This window comes from Stenotrophomonas sp. Ker107b (assembly GCF_053847245.1).
In genome coordinates this window covers 636,385-653,495 of the sequence record NZ_JBSPHX010000001.1, presented here as the reverse complement: position 1 = coordinate 653,495, position 17,111 = coordinate 636,385, and the positions used below count along the sequence as shown (strand labels likewise).

Annotated in this window: 12 protein-coding genes, 5 tRNA genes and 1 pseudogene; 3 read left to right on the top strand and 15 right to left on the bottom strand. The window is 65.5% G+C overall.

All coding sequences use genetic code 11. The features are described from left to right. Positions 1-41: 41 nt before the first annotated feature. The 4 genes from ACWV8V_RS03125 to ACWV8V_RS03110 form a co-directional block, all read right to left on the bottom strand. Positions 42-2,288 (bottom strand): methyl-accepting chemotaxis protein, encoded by a 2,247-nt coding sequence (locus ACWV8V_RS03125; RefSeq protein WP_455898921.1) that lies wholly within the window; start codon positions 2,286-2,288, stop codon positions 42-44. Positions 2,289-2,884: 596 nt separating this feature from the next. Beyond that, positions 2,885-2,971: transfer RNA gene (locus ACWV8V_RS03120), tRNA-Leu, on the bottom strand. A 64-nt stretch (positions 2,972-3,035) separates the two neighbouring features. Further along, the gene (hemN, locus tag ACWV8V_RS03115) at positions 3,036-4,445 is read right to left on the bottom strand and encodes an oxygen-independent coproporphyrinogen III oxidase (protein ID WP_455899599.1); all 1,410 of its coding nucleotides are present in this window, start codon (positions 4,443-4,445) and stop codon (positions 3,036-3,038) included. Between the two features lie 44 nt (positions 4,446-4,489). Next, entirely contained in the window at positions 4,490-4,933 is a 444-nt protein-coding gene (locus ACWV8V_RS03110) for a group III truncated hemoglobin (RefSeq protein WP_346467530.1), read from the bottom strand. A gap of 182 nt (positions 4,934-5,115) precedes the next feature. Between ACWV8V_RS03110 and ACWV8V_RS03105 the strand changes: the two genes are divergently transcribed. Both ACWV8V_RS03105 and ACWV8V_RS03100 read left to right on the top strand, forming a co-directional pair. Continuing rightward, positions 5,116-5,409 (top strand): hypothetical protein, encoded by a 294-nt coding sequence (locus ACWV8V_RS03105; protein ID WP_259260261.1) that lies wholly within the window; start codon positions 5,116-5,118, stop codon positions 5,407-5,409. A 98-nt stretch (positions 5,410-5,507) separates the two neighbouring features. Continuing rightward, positions 5,508-6,500, top strand: coding sequence for a 4Fe-4S dicluster domain-containing protein (locus ACWV8V_RS03100; protein WP_455899598.1), 993 nt, complete (start codon positions 5,508-5,510; stop codon positions 6,498-6,500). A 50-nt stretch (positions 6,501-6,550) separates the two neighbouring features. Here ACWV8V_RS03100 and ACWV8V_RS03095 read toward each other — a convergent pair whose 3' ends face one another. The 7 genes and pseudogenes from ACWV8V_RS03095 to ACWV8V_RS03065 all read right to left on the bottom strand — a co-directional run bounded on the left by ACWV8V_RS03095 (position 6,551) and on the right by ACWV8V_RS03065 (position 11,746). Continuing rightward, entirely contained in the window at positions 6,551-6,799 is a 249-nt protein-coding gene (locus ACWV8V_RS03095) for a hypothetical protein (RefSeq protein WP_123728874.1), read from the bottom strand. Positions 6,800-7,008: 209 nt separating this feature from the next. Next, complete coding sequence (locus ACWV8V_RS03090; RefSeq protein ID WP_259260260.1) at positions 7,009-7,467, bottom strand: BLUF domain-containing protein; 459 nt, start codon at positions 7,465-7,467, stop codon at positions 7,009-7,011. A 151-nt stretch (positions 7,468-7,618) separates the two neighbouring features. Further along, positions 7,619-9,652 carry an ATP-binding protein gene (locus ACWV8V_RS03085; RefSeq protein ID WP_455898920.1) on the bottom strand — a complete coding sequence of 678 codons (2,034 nt, stop codon included), beginning with the start codon at positions 9,650-9,652 and terminating at the stop codon, positions 7,619-7,621. A gap of 13 nt (positions 9,653-9,665) precedes the next feature. After that, positions 9,666-11,171 (bottom strand): annotated as a pseudogene (locus ACWV8V_RS03080) (ATPase domain-containing protein); the annotation flags it as partial. Between the two features lie 126 nt (positions 11,172-11,297). Then, positions 11,298-11,371, bottom strand: a tRNA-Cys gene (locus ACWV8V_RS03075). A gap of 77 nt (positions 11,372-11,448) precedes the next feature. Then, positions 11,449-11,524, bottom strand: a tRNA-Gly gene (locus ACWV8V_RS03070). Between the two features lie 146 nt (positions 11,525-11,670). Further along, positions 11,671-11,746: transfer RNA gene (locus tag ACWV8V_RS03065), tRNA-Gly, on the bottom strand. A 494-nt stretch (positions 11,747-12,240) separates the two neighbouring features. Here ACWV8V_RS03065 and ACWV8V_RS03060 point away from each other — a divergent pair. Then, positions 12,241-12,900: a hypothetical protein gene (locus tag ACWV8V_RS03060; RefSeq protein ID WP_455898919.1), complete on the top strand. Its 660-nt coding sequence runs from the start codon at positions 12,241-12,243 to the stop codon at positions 12,898-12,900. A 159-nt stretch (positions 12,901-13,059) separates the two neighbouring features. On the opposite strand, the gene ACWV8V_RS03055 is transcribed toward ACWV8V_RS03060, so the two are convergent. The 4 genes from ACWV8V_RS03055 to ACWV8V_RS03040 all read right to left on the bottom strand — a co-directional run bounded on the left by ACWV8V_RS03055 (position 13,060) and on the right by ACWV8V_RS03040 (position 17,074). Then, positions 13,060-13,135, bottom strand: a tRNA-Gly gene (locus tag ACWV8V_RS03055). Between the two features lie 46 nt (positions 13,136-13,181). Next, entirely contained in the window at positions 13,182-13,805 is a 624-nt protein-coding gene (pgsA, locus tag ACWV8V_RS03050; RefSeq protein WP_123728870.1) for a CDP-diacylglycerol--glycerol-3-phosphate 3-phosphatidyltransferase, read from the bottom strand. Positions 13,806-13,814: 9 nt separating this feature from the next. Then, on the bottom strand, positions 13,815-15,662 hold the full coding sequence (gene uvrC, locus ACWV8V_RS03045; RefSeq protein WP_259260256.1) for an excinuclease ABC subunit UvrC: 1,848 nt from the start codon (positions 15,660-15,662) through the stop codon (positions 13,815-13,817). After that, entirely contained in the window at positions 15,659-17,074 is a 1,416-nt protein-coding gene (locus ACWV8V_RS03040) for a redoxin domain-containing protein (RefSeq protein ID WP_259260254.1), read from the bottom strand. The genes uvrC and ACWV8V_RS03040 overlap by 4 nt, the downstream gene beginning before the upstream one ends. Positions 17,075-17,111 lie beyond the last annotated feature (37 nt).

The following is a 17,111-nucleotide window of genomic DNA, read 5'->3' as shown; positions in this document are numbered from 1 at the left end:
CCGTCTCATCGCCGCACGCCTTGATCAGGCGAGTTGCCTGCTCAGAACTCGCGCCAGTCACCGTCCACCGTGGCCGCCGGCACCTGCCGCAGCGGGGTCACCGTACCGCTGCCGGAACGCGGCTTGGCGGCGGCGGGCATTGATGTCAGTGGCGAGGCGGCACCACGCGGTGCGGCCATCGGCTGCGTCTGCACGCCGCTCTGGGTTGCCAGGCGGAAGCGCGCCACCGCACCGGTCAGGGCCATGGCCTGCTCCTCCATCGAGCGCGCCGCAGCCGTTGCCTCTTCCACCAGCGCCGCGTTCTGCTGGGTGGTTTCGTCCAGCTGCACCACTGTCTGGCTGACCTGCTCGATGCCGGCCGACTGCTCCTGCGATGCCGACGAAATCTCGGCCATGATGTCGGTGACCTTCTGCACCGAGGTGACGATCTCGGTCATGGTCACGCCGGCCTTGTCGACCAGACCCGCACCGATGGCCACTTTGTCCACCGAGTCCTCGATCAGCTCTTTGATCTCCTTGGCCGCACCGGCCGAGCGCTGCGCCAGCGTGCGCACTTCACTGGCGACCACCGCAAAGCCCCTGCCCTGCTCCCCGGCGCGTGCCGCTTCCACGGCCGCGTTCAAGGCCAGGATATTGGTCTGGAACGCGATGCCGTCGATCACCGTGATGATGTCGGCGATCTTCTTGGACGAGGCTTCGATGCCGCGCATCGTGACGACCACGTCCTGCACCACCTGGCCGCCTTCGGAGGCCACCGCACCGGCACCGATCGCCAGCTGGTTGGCCTGGCGCGCGTGCTCGGCGTTCTGCCGCACGGTGGAGGTCAGCTCCTCCATCGAAGCCGCCGTCTCCTCAAGGTTGGCAGCCTGCTGCTCGGTACGCCGCGACAGGTCATTGTTGCCGCTGGCGATTTCCACCGCCGCGGTGTTGATGCTGCCCGCCGCGACCTGGATGCTGCCGATGATGCCGGTCAACTGGCCGACCGTGGTATTGGCATCGTCGCGCATCCGGGCAAACACGCCCTGGAACTCGCCTTCCATGCGCACGGTGAGGTCGCCCGAGGCAATCGCCTTGAGCAGTTCCGAAAGCTGGCGAAGATTCTCGTCGCTGATCTGCATCATCGTGTTCAGGCGCTCGATCATCACCTTGAACTCGTGATCGAAGGCACCCGCATCGCCTCGCTGGCTGAAATCACCTGCCGCAGCCGCAGAGGCCAACCGGTGGATCTGGCCGTTGATCGCCGCCAGATTCTGCTTGGTGATGGCCATCGCCTCGGTGAAGCGCGCCTTGTCACCCGGCAGCGCTTCCAGATCCTCGGCCAGATCGCCGACCGCATAGTTGCGCACCACATCGATGATCTTCTGGGTCAGCGCGATGCTGCTGCCGACCAGTGCATTGGTGCCCGCAGCGATGCGACCGAAATCACCGGGGAATGCCGATGCATCGATACGGTAGGCCAGTTCACCCAGATCATGACGGTGCGCCATGTCCTGCTGTGCAGCGGAGAAGGACCGCAGGCGCGCGCCCATCTGATCCATGCTAGCCAGAAGCTGGCCGGTCTCATCACGGCTGGGGCGTCCCACGCTGGTGTCGAAGCGGCCGTCGGCAATCGCGCGCGAGACGTCCATGGCCCGGCGCAACGGGCCCACCAGGCTGCGCGTGATCAACCAGGCCAGCAACCCGCCGGCCACCAAGGCCAGCAGCGCGAACCCGATCAACAGCGTCCGCGAGGTCCGGATCGATGCATCGATCATGGCCGCGCTCTCTGCATTACGCCGTTCCTGCAGCGACACCGCGGCCTGGAGTGCCACAGCGCGCGCGTCCATCAGCGGCTCGGCTTCGCCGTACAGCAGGCCGATGGCGGCCGTGTCGTCGTTGGCGGTCGCATGCTCGATGATCCGGTTGTGCGTGGCCACCGAGGCGGCCTGCGCATCGGCAATAGCCTGCAGGGCCTGCTTGCCTTCCGCATTGCTGGGAAGCGCGTCCAGCGCCGCACGCGCTTCGGCGTAGCCAGCACGCGTCTTCTGGATCCGCTCCAGGATCAGGGGGCCGTTGTCAGTTCCATCCAGGATCAGATCGCGCAGATTCCGCTCGTTCTGGAAATTGGACCCCCGCATCGTCGTCAACAACGACAGCTTTTTGCCATTGGATTCGATCTCCGCCACCTGCCGACCAATCGCAGACGCCTGATACAACGCCAGCGAGGATGAGCCGATCAGCAGCACCAGAAGAATCCCGAAGCCCACGCCGAGCTTCGAACCGACGTTCATGTTTCTGACGTATTCCATTTCATTACATCCGCTATATCGTCACGTTGTGACACCGGAACCCAATGACGGCGGCATGATCGATTGCTTGAGTCAATAGCTTGCGGTATCGACTGAGCAAATACGTGACCCAGTTCGCTGCGAAACGCGAGAGGCAAGGTACTGAGCAGCAGCCCGCGCCAAACTTCCGGCGGCTGACACAGGGCACCCCTTTTTTGCTGCGGCGCAGCAAGATGTCCACCGGCGACAGAAACCGTCAGCGAACCGACACTGTGACGACCGTCCACGCTCACTTCCGAGACATTTTTCTCACTGACATCTCAGTTATGTGACCCAGTTCAAGATTCCAGGCCGTAGCGCCATGCGCCTGCGTACGTGCGTCTCCGCCGCGGAGACAATCGCCAGCGCATCGGAAAAGACGTGTGCGCAACGCTACCCACCCTCACCGGCATGAACGGCAACGACCAGCGTAGGGAATCGCGTGGGCGGCCACGCGTGCGCGTCCTGCGGGTTACGCAGCGGCGTCGATGCGATCAGCAGTCCCGCCTGACCATGTGCACTGCACAGACACTGCACAGGCCACTTCCTGTGCAGGAGGGATGACAGGCTGAACGCCTTGGTGCCCGGGGCCGGAATCGAACCGGCATGGGGTTGCCCCCGGCGGATTTTAAGTCCGATGCGTCTACCAGTTTCGCCACCCGGGCAACGGCGGGCATAGGGTGCCTGATCGCGCTCGAATTTGGAATGCGCACGCACCGCGCGCGCCGCTCAGATCGCTCTGGAGTAGCGCACCGGCTGGTCAGGACGGGCCAGGTACCGATCAAAGCACATCGCCAACAGGCGCAGCAGCGGCCGCCCGTGCGAACTCGCGCGCACCACACCGTGTTCGTATTCGGCCAGGCCATCGGCCTGCAGTGCCGCCAACGCCGGCAACGCGTCGGCAAAGTAGTGCTCGAACTCCACACCGTGGCGCGCAGCCAATGCGGCAGCGTCCACTTCGCCCTGGCACATCAACTGGCCGATCAACTCGGCGCGCAGCACATCATCCTCGTCCAGTTGCAGACCCCGCCAGACCGGCAACCGGCCGGCATCCACCGCCGCTTCCCACGCGGGCAGTTCGCGTGGATTCTGGCTGTAGGTGCTCCCGATATGGCTGATCGCACTGGCACCGAGGCCGACCAGATCGGTGTCGGCGTGGGTGGTGTATCCCATGAAGTTGCGGTGCAGCTGCCCGGCACGCTGCGCGCGCGACAGGTCCTCTTCGGGCAGGGCGAAATGGTCCATGCCGATGTACTGATACCCCGCATCGGACAGGCGCTGCACCGCCAGACCCAGCAGCGCCAGTTTCTGCTCGGGGCTGGGCAGCTCCGCATCGGCGATCTGGCGCTGCGCGCGGAACAGATGCGGCAGATGCGCATAGCCATACACCGCCAGGCGATCCGGCCGCTCGCGCAGCACCGTCTCCAGCGTCTGCGCGAACCCGGCGAGCGTCTGCCTGGGCAGGCCATAGATCAGATCGACATTGACCGACCGCAGCCCGTACTCGCGGCACGCACGCAGGATGTCCAGCGTCGCTTCCACGCCCTGCTCGCGGTTGATCGCTTTCTGTACGTCCGGATCAAAGTCCTGCACGCCGAGGCTGGCGCGGTTGAAGCCGAGCTCGGCGAGCACGGCGATGTCCGCGCGCGTGACAAAGCGCGGATCCAGCTCGATCGAGAAATCGCGCGAGGCGGCCGTGCTGAAATGGAAGCGCTGGCGCAGCCCATCGATCAGCTCGCGCATCTGCGCCGGGGCGAGGAAATTCGGTGTACCGCCGCCGAGGTGCAGCTGGATCACCTCGCGCGCCGGATCAAACAGCGGGGCCATCAGGTCGGCCTCGCTCAGCACCCGTGCCACGTAACCGATGCCCTTGCTGTGGTCGCGGGTGATGACCCGGTTGCAGCCGCAGTAGAAACACGGGCTGCTGCAGTAGGGCACATGCACGTACAGCGACAGCGGACGGCCCACCTCATTGCTGTCCGCAATCGCCTGGCGCAGCGCAGGCTCACCGTAGCCGTCATGGAAGTGCGGCGCGGTGGGATAGGAGGTGTAGCGCGGGCCGGGTCGGTCGTGCCGACGCAGCAGCTCGGGATCGAAGTGCCAGGCGAGCCCGGCGGCGGCAGGCGAGAAGGTATCCATGACGCCAGCTTGCGCGTGCATGCGTGCGCGCGCATTGCGTCAGATCAATTCAGGCCCGGGCGCCCCGCCATCGGCAGGCTCGGCCAGCGAAGCATCTGGAAGCGACGCCAGAAGGTATCGGCGATCCGCTCGGCGACATCATCGGCCAGCCGCTGCATCGGTACGTTGCCGCCCTCGGCCGTGGTCTGCCGGAACAACGCCAGCCAGCGGTCGAACAGGTCCCGGTCCAGCTCGTCCATGGCCATGTGCTTGGGCATCGGCGCACCTTTGAAGCGCCGCGTGCCGCGCAGCATCGCCGACCAGAAGTCGACCAGCTGTGCCAGATGCGCCTCCCAGTCGTGGATCCGTGCCGTGAACACCGGTCCCAGCCGCGGCTCCTCGCGCACCCGCGCGTAGAAGTCGTGCACCAGCCGGGTGACCTCGTCTTCGCTGCACAGGTCAGGCGCAGGGAGCGGAAGCGCGTTGTCGGTGGGATCGGGCATGAACATCCTCGGGCGGCAATGCCCAGCATCGGCGGCAGCGCCTGCCGCTGCCTTGATCAGGATCAATGAAGCCGGTGGCGAAGCCTTCTAGTCTGGGCGCTCGACAGGACGTGCGCACCCGCGATTCCGGCCCCCGGTCGGCGCGAAGTATAGCCGCGCCCTGCCCCTCCCTCCTGACCGTGGCCGCAATGAACGACCTGCACGACCCGCCCGACGGCAGCCGCCGACGGCTGATCCAGCAATGGGGCGCCATTCTGTGGCCCAGCTTCGTCGCGGCCGGTCTGGCCAGCGTGGTGTTCTTCGCGTTCGTCGATCCACTGCGCCTGCGCGACATCAGCTTCCCGCAGCATGCGATCAGTCGCGAGCTCGGCTATACGCTCGGCTTCTTCATGTTCTGGGGCGTCACCGCCGCCGCCAGCACCATCACCTGGTATCTGCTGCGCCCGATGCCCGGTGATGATGACGATGTGCCATTGGGCTGAGCATGGCGGATCGTCTGTCACTGCATCTGGTCCCACCACCGCCTCCGCAGCCTGCCCGGCAGCGACGCGTGCTGCGTTGGCGAGCGTGGCTGTCCGCCATGCTGCTGGCCAGCTTCTATCTGCTGCCGTGGCTGCGCTGGGACGGCCGCCAGGCATTGCTGTTCGATCTGTCGGCACGCCGCTTCGATCTGTTCGGCTGGACGCTGTGGCCGCAGGATGTGGGCGTGCTGCTGGGCTTGATCGCCGTGCTGGCCACCGCGCTGGTGCTGCTGACCAACCTCGCCGGCCGGGTGTGGTGCGGGTATGGTTGCCCGCAGACGCTATGGAGCCGGCTGTTCCGCTGGATTGAGCAAGGCACTACGCGCTGGCTGCCCTCGCCCGGTGCCGCCCGGCTCGCCAGGCACGCGCTGTGGGCACTCGTGGCGGGATGGACCGGCATCACGTTCGTCGGGTTCTTCAGCCCGATGCACGGCCTGGTCGGCAACCTCTGGCCCCTGGCCTGGAGCGGCGGGGAAACGTTCTGGATCGTGTTCTATGCGGCAGCCACCTGGGGCAATGCCGGCTTCCTGCGCGAGCAGGTGTGCCGCGATCTCTGTCCGTATGCGCGCATCCACGGCGCGTTCTGCGACAGCGATACGCCGCGCATGCAGTACCACGCCCGGCGCGGCGAGCCGCGCGGTCCGCGCGTGGCCGGCCTCGGCGGGATCGATGCGCGGGGGCGTGGCCTGCTCGACCCGACCAGTGCGAGCGACTACGCCTTCCGGGCCGCGCACGAAGACATCGCCGGGCCGATGCCGCACTTCAGCGCTGATCGCCTCGGCGATTGCCTGGACTGTGGCGCATGCGCCAGCGCGTGCCCGATGGGCCTGGACGTGCGCGCAGGGCCGTACCCGGACTGCATCGGCTGCGGTGCCTGCGTGGAGGCCTGCGATGCGCGCCTGCAGGCCTGGCAGTTCCCGACGGGGCTGCTGCGCTACGCCAGCGACAACGCCCTGCAGCAGCGCCCCCGGCGCTGGCTGCGGCCGCGCACACTCGCAGCCGCCGGCACCCTGCTGGTGCTGCTGGGTATCGGTGTTCATCACATCGTGTAATGCCGTTACCCCAACGGCGCCCTGCCGCTACCCGATCCCCCCGACCGGTCTCAGCGCATGCGGGTGCGCGCACTCCTGGGCGGCACCAACTGCGCACGCCGCACGATGCCGAGCTGTTCGATGACCAGGGCCAACTCATTGGTGACACGCGTTCGCGCGGTGCCTTGAGCAGGCGGTACCAATCGCTCGAGCACACGCTGGTAAGTGGACCAGAATTCCGGGCCGCAGCCATGCTTCACGTAACTGGCTTCCAGCTCGGTTCGCACTCCGTCAGCCAAGTCATGTTCGCCGTATTCCATACGACCTCCGTGGGACTTGCTCTGCTTCAGGGACGACAGACACCCTCGGCGATAATGATTCACTTCGGGTTCACTTAAAATTTGCACGGTCGTCGCAGTAAGTCAATTACTGAAACAACCCGCATTCACCTAATGCTGAATGGTTCAGCAAACCCCTGCACATTCAATCGCATCATGCGATCGCACTGATGACAGCACCATGTCAGGCGTTATGTCAGGCGTTCGGTGGCATCGCCTGCACTGATCGAAGGCTGATGTGGCGCGACAAATCGCAGCAGTCGCTCCATGCCGCCGTGCGGGGGGGGCCCGCCCTGCACCGGATCGGCAAATGCCTGCCAATCGCCGGACGCCAATTGTTCGATCGTTGCAGGCTCCACGCCCAGCCAGCGCATGCTCCAATAGGGGAAATACCGTTTGGGCACGCGCGCGTGACCCAACGCCACAATGGCTCTGTGGCTGCGTGCCTGCAGCACCCGCTCGTGCACCGCCGATACGCCGTCATCAGGCCCTTCGAAGTACTGCAGGAAGCGGCCACCATCGAAGAGAAGCACGCCGGTGACACCCGCCAGGCTGTTGAATCTCACCGCATCATCGACCAGTGCATCGAGTTGTTCGGCGGACAGCGGGCCCGCAACGTCGCTGACATACGCGACTGCGCAGAGGGGCATGGGACAAACTCCAACGGGTGCAAAGTGAATATGCTGGCACTTTCAGGTATATAAATAAAATCTGTTGCCTGAAGCGTTCAGAACATCACGGGCAATCGCAAGGAACCGTGCCGCTTTCTTTCGTCTGCGTGCGCCAAGACTCGCCCCGGGATTACGGCCGCGACGCTGCCATGGCACTGCGTACCGCCTCGCTGAAGGCATCCAGCAGGAAGGGTTTGGCGATCATCGCCATGCCATTGTCGAGGAAGGCCGACCGCTCCTGGGCTTTCTCCGCATAGCCGGTCATGAACAGCACCGGCAACGTCGGGCGGGATTGACGCGCGATCTCTGCCAACTGGCGGCCATTGAGCCCCGGCAGCCCGACGTCGGTGATCAACAGATCGATCTTCTTCGATGAAGCAAGGATGGGAATGGCGCCATCGGCATCCTCCACCACCTCGGCGGTGTAACCCAGGTCTTCAAGCACCACCGTGACCAGCATCCGCACCTGCTCATCGTCCTCCACCACCAGGATCGACTGACCCGCACCCAGCGATACCGGCTGCACAGCGGGGACCTCTTCATCGGTGGCGGCGTCATGCACCACGGGCATATACAGCGACACCGTGGTGCCCTGCCCCGGCGTGGAATCCACGGTGATGTGGCCGCCGGACTGCTGCATGAAGCCGTAGATCATCGACATGCCCAACCCGGTTCCCTTGCCGATCGGCTTGGTGGTGAAGAACGGCTCGAAGATCCGTTCCACCACTTCGGGCGGCATGCCGGTGCCGGAATCGGACACGGCGACGACGGCATACTCACCCGCCGGCACCGCAAGAATCTGGTGTTCTGCAACGTGCACCTGCGAGGTCCGCAGGATCAGCTCGCCGCCATCGGGCATCGCGTCGCGTGCATTGATGGCCAGGTTGAGCAGCGCGCTCTCGAACTGGTTGCTGTCCAGGTTGGCGCGCAACGGCGTGTCGCTGAGTGCGGTGCGGATGCGGATCGTCTCGCCCAGCGTGCTGCGCAGCAGATGCTGTGTCGAGCCGACCAGCTCGTTGAGATCGACCGTCCTGGAATCCAACGACTGCCGGCGGGAGAACGCCAGCAGCCGCTGGGTCAAGGCCGCTGCACGCTGGCTGGAGGCGGTGGCCGCATCCAGAAAACGCTCCAGGCCATCCATCCGTCCCATCTCCAGGCGCATGCGCACGATATCCAGCGAGGACAGGATGCCGGTCAACATGTTGTTGAAGTCGTGCGCGATTCCGCCGGTGAGTTGTCCGATCGCGTCCATTTTCTGCGACTGACGCAGGGCCGCTTCGCTGGCTTCGCGGGCGGCCATCTGGCGCTCCAACTCGGCGGTGCGCTCGGCCACCATCGCTTCCAGATCCTGCGCGCGCTGCTGGCTGGTCTCCAGGGCGAGTTTGGACGCGGTGATATCGGTCACGAACACATGGAAGCCGTCGGGCTCGCCTGCGGTGTTGAAGCGCGGCGAGTAGCGGATTTCACTGTCGCGCCGGCGGCCGTCACTGAAGGGCCAATTGACCTCGAAGACGACGTGTTCACCCGCCATTGCACGCTCGATCATCGGCCGGCGCGTCGCCCATACGTCTTCTCCGAATACCTCCGGCACGCGCTTGCCGATCACCTCCGAGACGGGACGCTCGAACCAGGATTCATACGCTTTGTTCGCAAAGCGATACTGGAGATCACGGTCGATGAAAGCGATCAGGACTGGCATCGCGTCGGCGACCAGGCGCAGCTCGGCGTCGCTGCGCTCCAGGGCTGCACGGCTGTCGGCCAGCGCCCGCATCTGATCACGGACCAGGAACTGCTTGTCGCGCGCACGCAGTGCACTGAGCACGGAACTGAGCAGCGAACTGCGACCCAGCGGGCGATCCAGCTCGATGGTGTTGATCGCCAGTTGCAGGTCGGGGTCGGCCAGCGGCCGCTTTTTCGAGCGGGGCGACCGCAGCAGGATGAACGGTATGTCCGACCAGGACGGCTGCCGGGCCAGTGGCTCCAGCAATGCACCTGCGCCCTTGGCGACCGCCTCCTCGGTCATCACCACCGCGCCCACGTCATCATCGAGCGCATCGGCCAACCGCGACAGGCTGTCCTGGATCGTGGTCCTCAGGCCGGAGGCGTTGAGCACGGTGGCGATGCTCTGCGCATCACGACCAAACGGCGCAAAGATGTGGACCACGCCGGAAACCGAGTCACTGCGCACTGGTGTGGCCCAGCAGGTGCGCCGTGTTGCCGACGAACTCTGGCGTGCCGGTCAGGATTCCCTTGAACTCATTGAGTGGCGCACTGAGCGAAATGCCCTTGCCGTCGATCTTCAGCTCGCGGATCGTGTTCTCGTGCGCACCGCCGCGATTCTTGATGACCGAGATCGCCTTGCGGATGCGCCCCTGCGATTCGAAGAAGCGGAACAGCACGACCGAATCGGCGATGTAGGAAACGTTGAGGTTGCCGGTCGACATGGTGCCGACCAACCCGTGTTGCGGATTGATCAGGATGGTCGCCACGCCCTTCTGGTTGAGATAGGACAGCATCTCGTGCAGCTGGAGCATGAGCTGCTTCTCCTGCGGCATCGCCGTGACGTAGCCGTTGAGGCTGTCGATCACCAGCAGCCGGCACTGACGCTCCTCGACCGCACGCCGCATGTTCCAGGCGAACTCACCTGGCGAAATTTCGGCCGGATCGACCTGCTGGATTTCCAGCAGACCCGACGCCAGGTGTTTGCTGAGATCGATGTCCAGCGATTCCGCGCGCGCCAGCAGGGTACCGATGCGCTCATCGAACTCGAAGATGCAGCAGTGCTCACCGCGCTCGCAGGCGGCCCAGACATACTGAAGCGCCACGTTGGTCTTGCCACTGCCGGCGGGGCCGGTGAGCAGGGTGCTGGTGCCCCGCAGCGGGCCTCCGCCGAGCAGGCTGTCGATCTCGGCCACCCCGCTGCTGATGGGCGCACCGACGAACTTGGCATGGTGGTCCGAGGCAATCAACCGCGGGAAGACCTCCAGGCCGCCTTCGCGGATGGTCATGTCGTGATAGCCGGCGGTGAAGTTCACCCCACGCAGTTTCTGCACATGCATGCGGCGGCGCGCGGGACCGAAATCCAGCGTCAGGCGTTCCAGTGACACCACGCCGTGGCAGAGGCTGTGCAACTGGCCATCGCGCTCTTCACCGGTGGCGGTCATATCGTCCACCAGTACGACCGTTGCACTCTTCGGGGCGAAGAACTGCTTGAGCGACAGAATCTGGCGACGGTACCGAAGCGGATCCTGCGACAGCAGCCGCAGTTCGGACAGCGAATCGAACACCACCCGATGCGGCTTGATGCGTTCCACCTCGCCCAGGATCAGCTTCACCGTCTCGTCCAGCTCCACCTCCCAGGAGTGCAGCACGGACTGCATCCGTCCGTCGCCCAGCGCTTCCTCGGCCGAGGCCAGCTCGAACAGGTCCAGCCCATCCAGGGACCAGCCGTGCGCATTGGCAACTTCGCGCAGCTCGTCAGCCGTCTCGGAGAGCGTGATGTACAGGCAGCGCTCCCCCTTGCTCAGGCCATGCAGCAGAAACTGCAGGGACAGCGTGGTCTTGCCCGATCCCGGCGGCCCCTCGAGCAGGTAAAGCCGCCCCTGGGGAAAGCCTCCGCCAAGAATGCTGTCGAGCCCTTCGATCCCGGTTGCTACGCGCGCTTTTTGTGTCTGCATAAGGCTGCCAAAGTGGACGGCCGCAGCATACGAAGCGCGTTGTGTAGGTCCTGTCGGCTATGGCCTCCGAAACTGAATGGAGGCCCACAACGCACAAAGCCCGCTTTCGCGGGCTCTGGGCTACTTTCTATTTGGAGGCCTGGGTCGGAATTGAACCGGCGTACGCGGATTTGCAGTCCGCTGCATGACCACTCTGCCACCAGGCCGGTGACCCTACGATCATCGAAGGCGTGTTGCGTGCCCCGATAAAACAAGACCCCGAGAACGGGGCCTGGTAAGGATTTGGAGCGGGAAACGAGACTCGAACTCGCGACCTCAACCTTGGCAAGGTTGCGCTCTACCAACTGAGCTATTCCCGCAAAATCAAGCGTGTATGTTACCGAAACCACTCGAAACACACCAGCTTTTTCACACTTTTTTTCACATCCCGGCCGATGCGTCCGGACCGGATGCCCGCGTGCCACCGCGGAGAAAAACAAGGCCCCAAGGGGGCCCTGTCGAAATCTGGAGCGGGAAACGAGACTCGAACTCGCGACCTCAACCTTGGCAAGGTTGCGCTCTACCAACTGAGCTATTCCCGCAGACTTTCGCTTGCCCCGACGGCACCGCACCCTGAGGCGCTGGAGGCTGTCGGCCCCTCGACCTGCGTCGAAGGAGCGCTATTCTGTCGGAATTCCTTCACGTCGTCAACATCCTTTTCGCCGCAGCGTGGTGTGGTTTCCCACCGGGCGGGCACGGCGGCCTCCGACATCTTCCCCCGTTCACCTCCCGCACAAAGTCCCCATGTCCGGCTTGCCAGACGTTGACGCGCCGAAGCGCCCCCCGCACTTGCACGTCCAGTGCAGCGCAACGCCCTCGCGCAGCCGGCGCCCGTCGAATACCCCCTTCACCCTGTCCTGGGCGAAGGACGGGTGCAGCTGCAGGCCCCCTCCACTGGCGCGCAGCTGACCGGCGAGCGCCACAGCAGGTTCGGCGTTTGGTTGCACGTTTCCAACAAGTTGTATTGTCAAAGGGAGTGCAACGCCGTCTGATGCATGCAATGCAGCGGACCCCACACCTGAAGACTCCGACACCCATGGCACACACCTCTGGCAGCAGCACCAGGCTGATGCTGTCTGCACTCCATTACATTCAATGGTGCCCTGCGCGCATGGCCGCCACCTGTACGGGGCTGCTATTGAGCGCGTCGGCGATAGCCGCCCCCGTGACACTCGTATTCCCGCTGCCCGATGGCCACCACCTGAGCATCTCGGCCAGCGACAAGCACGTACACGCGCAGCGGATGTCGGGGAGACGTCGGGCCATTTCCGTGGATGACGACCTGCGACGGGTGCTGATGCAGGCAGATACCGTGTTTCCGATCAACCGCAGCGCCTTCATGCTGGAGGGTGGTCCGGGCGTAACGCTGTTCGTACGCACGCCATCCAATCCCGCCCATCCGATGGCCTACTGCGGTTCGGGGCGGGAAGACCAGGTGCTGCTGATCGAAGTCCGCGCGAACCGACTGGCCTTGCTCGACCGACTGCTGCTCGACAGCTGCTTACGTTCCATTGCAGTGATCGCAGACCTGGGCGACTGGCCACAGGAAGCCGTGGAACCAATGGCACATCCGTGGGTGGCTCGATTTCAGGCGCTCAACATGGATGGCCCTTATCCCCGCTGCGTTCGCATCGCACAACAACGACTCTGGGTAGACGACTCCTGCGAGACACGCGAGCGGCCTCAGCCTGAGTAGTCGCCCGGCCCGTCATGGCCGACCGCGCTGCGGTGCTGACGGAGTGAACCCATGATGCAGATGCATGCGCGAGGCACGGCACACAAACGAAAAAAGCGACCGGAAGGTCGCTTTCTTCGTTGCATCGCATCGGGACGAATCACGATGGAATGCGGTATCTGGAGCGGGAAACGAGACTCGAACTCGCGACCTCAACCTTGGCAAGGTTGCGCTCTACCAACTGAGCTATTCCCGCTTGGGAGGCGAAATTCTACAGCCAAATGCATCCCTGTCAACAGCCCTCACGCATTCTTTTTTGCTTTGGCATTCTCACGCGCGAGGCGCTCGTCTTCGCGCAGGCTCGGCCACGCGGCGTGCAGGTATTGCAGGCCCGACCACAGCGTCAGGATCGAGGCGATCGCCAGGGTCCAGTCGCCGATGTGGAAGACCTCTGTGCCCATCCAGATGTCCTGCATCGGGGTGTGCGGTGCGACCGAATACAGCAGGCACAGCAGCGCGACCATCTGCGCGGTGGTTTTCACCTTGCCGATCACGGCCACACGCACCTTGGCACGCTGGCCGATTTCCGCCATCCATTCGCGCAGTGCCGACACGGCGATTTCACGGCCGACGATCACGGCCGCCCAGACCGCCATCCACGCGGTGGGATGGCCCTGCACGATCAGGAACAGAGCAACGGCCACCATCAGCTTGTCCGCGACCGGGTCGAGGAAGGCGCCGAATGCGGACTGCAGGTCGTAGCGGCGGGCGATCCAGCCGTCGAGCCAGTCGGTGAGCGCAGCCAGGCCGAAGATCGCCGCCGAGGCGAAATTGGTCCACTTGTAGGGGAGATAGAACACCAGCACCAGGACCGGGATCATCACGATCCGCAGCAGGGTCAGCCAGGTGGGGAGGGTCAACTTCATTGCGTCTCTCTACTCGCCCGCCGCGTCGGGCGTGGGCAGTCCATGAAGGTTAGCGTAGATACGCGCAGCGAGGGCGTCATTGATGCCGTCCACTTTCGCGATTTCCGCTTCGCCGGCGGCTTTCAGGCCGACCAGGCCGCCGAAATGTTTGAGCAGGCTGGCGCGCCGGCGCGGGCCGATGCCAGGAATATCTTCGAGTTTGCTGGTCATCCGGGCCTTCTGGCGGCGCCCGCGGTGGCCGGTGATGGCGAAGCGGTGGGCCTCGTCACGCACCTGCTGGATGAACTGCAGCGCCGGTGAGGCTGCGCCCGGGCGCAGCTCGCGGCCGTCCGGCATGACCAGGGCTTCATGCCCTGCCCTGCGCTCCACGCCCTTGGCCACGCCGACCAGCATCACCCCTTCCACGCCCAGATCGGCCAGCGCGGACTGCGCCTGGGCCAGCTGGCCGGCGCCGCCGTCGATCAGCAGCAGATCCGGCAGTACGCCGTCCTCTTCCACCGCGCGGCGGAAGCGCCGCTCGATCGCCTGGTGCATGGCCGCGTAGTCATCGCCGGGCTCGATGCCGCTGATATTGAAACGGCGGTACTGGCTGCGCACCGGGCCCGCCGCATCGAACACCACGCACGAGGCCACGGTGGCCTCACCCATGGTGTGGCTGATGTCGAAACACTCCACGCGCTTGACCTGCTCGGTCAGGCCGAGCATCTGCCGCAGGTCTTCGCTGCGCGCGTGCTGCGCGGTGCGGCTGCCCAGTTCGGTCACCAGGGTGATCTGCGCGTTGCGCGCGGCCAGTTCCACATACCCGGCGCGCTCACCGCGCACGTTCCAGCGCAGCTGTACCTTGTGCTCGGCCGAGGCACTCAAGGCCGATTCGATCAGGCTGGCATCGGGAATCTCGCGGTCGAGCAGGATCTCGCGCGGCGGCGCGTGCTCGGCGTAGTACTGGGACACGAACGCGCCCAGCACTTCATCGGCACTCTCTTCGCCATTGGTGCGTGGGAAGAATGGGCGCGTGCCCATGTTGCGGCCATCACGGAACGCCAGCAGCAGCACGCAGGCACTGGCGCCCTGGGTCGCGCAGGCGAGCACGTCCAGATCCGCCGCGCGGCCATCCACGTATTGGCGGGTCTGCATGCTGCGCAGCGAGGCGATCAGATCACGCAGGCGCGCGGCCTGCTCGAATTCCAGTGCTTCGCTGGCGGTCTGCATCTGGGTGCCGAGCTCGCGCGCAAGCTGGTCGCTCTTGCCTTCCAGAAACATCGAGGCGCGGCGTACCGACTCGGCGTAATCGTCCGGCGCCACCAGCTCCACGCACGGCGCGCTGCAGCGGCCGATCTGATACTGCAGGCAGGGCCGCGAGCGGTTGCGGAACACGCTGTCTTCGCAGCTGCGCAGCTTGAACAGCTTGTGCATCAGGTTGAGCGTTTCACGCACGGCGGTGACGCCCGGGTACGGCCCGAAGTACCGCCCGGGCACCGCACGCGGGCCGCGGTGCAGCGCGATGCGCGGCCATTGCTCGCGGGTCAGCAGCACGTGCGGGTAGGTCTTGTCGTCGCGCAGGGAGACGTTGTAGCGCGGCGAGAGCGACTTGATCAGCTGGTTTTCCAGCAGCAGCGCCTCGGCCTCCGAGCGGGTCACGGTCACGTCCATGCGCGCGACCTGCGACAGCATCGACATGATCCGCGTGGTCTTGGGCGTGCCGTTGAAATAGCTCCCCACGCGGTTGCGCAGCGCACGCGCCTTGCCGACGTACAGCAGGGTGTCGTCGGCCGCGTACATGCGGTACACGCCGGGGGCGGTGCTCAGGTGGGCCGCAAATGCCTTGCCATCGAAGGCGGGGGCGGAAGAAACAGTCATTCGTTGATCGGCACGTCGCTCAGGACACCACTGACGGGGTCGAAGCGCAGCACGGCGTGGGCATCGGTCTCGGCAATCCAGACCGCGCCGCCGCCCAGCGCCAGGCCAGCCGGGCCATGCAGGCGGCGCGGCAACTCCAGCGTGCTCAGCTCGCCGCCGCCCAGGCGCAGCGTGCGCAGGCGGCCGTTGCCGGCATCGGCGATCCACAGCAGCGGCGCATCCGGACTCAGCGCGATCGCCTGCGGGTACTGCAGCAGCGCAGACGCGCGTGCGCCGTCCTGCTCGCCAAAGGTCCACAGACCCTGCCCGACCAGCGTCTGCACCAGATCGCCACGCAGCTGCATGGCCCGGATCGACGAGCCCAGCGCATCGCAGACGTACAGCACCTGCTGGACCGCGGCGACCGAGCACGGTTGCGCGAACGCGGCCATGTGCCCACTGCCGTCGCGCTCGTCGATCGCCCCACTGCCGGCGCGCCACTGCAGGCTGCGCTGGCCGAGGTGATAGCTCCAGATGCGGTTGTCGCCGGCCATCGCGATGTGGATCTGGTTGTCGGCGACCGCCAGCCCCTGCGGATGGTTGAGCGCGGTACGACGCGGGTCGGCGACCGGCCCTTCGATGGGCTCACCGGGGCGGCCGGTGCCGCACAGCGTGTCGACCTGGCCGGAGAGCAGATGGATGCGGCGCAGGGCATGGTTGCCGGTGTCGGCCACGTAGAGCCATTCGCGCTCCAGCGCGAGGCCCTGGGGATGGTGGAAGGCCGCCTGGGCCTGGTCCCCATCCATGAAATCGGCGGTGCCCATACCGAACTGGCGCAGCACGCGGCCACCATGACTGCACTCCAGCACGCGGTGATGGCCGGTGTCGGCGATGTACAGGCGCTCGGTGGTCACCGCCAACCCGGTCGGGAAGCGCAGCGGCAGGCGCGGCTCGGGGCTCAGCTCACGGGCGCCGTGCAGGTCCTCATCGGACGGCCGCGAGCTGCCTTCGCACAGCGCAGCAAGGGAGCGTTCCAGTTCCCCGCCGAGACCGACCAGACGCTCGCGCTCGCGCCCTTGGGCATCGAGCAGGACCAGGGTCGGCCATGCGGTCACGCCGAAGCGTCGCCAGCCATCCCATTCCGCGTCCAACAGGGCCGGTGCGTTCAGCCCCTGGCGGCGCAGCAGCTTGAGGGACTGATCGGGATCGCGCTCGCCATCAAAACGTGGCACCTGCAGCACCAGCAGCTGCAGCTTGCCCGGGTGGCGCGACTGCCACTGGGCCAGCTCGGCCAGCCGCTGCGCGCACCATACCGAGGCGGCGTTGACGAAGGCCAGCACGACCGGCCGACCCTGCAACTCGGCCAGGGTGGTCGGTTTGGCGTTGAGCCAGGTGGCGAATTCGGGAAGATCCTGGACGGGCTGGACGTTCATGCCCCGATTATGCCGGACTCGGCGTCATGCAACCGTC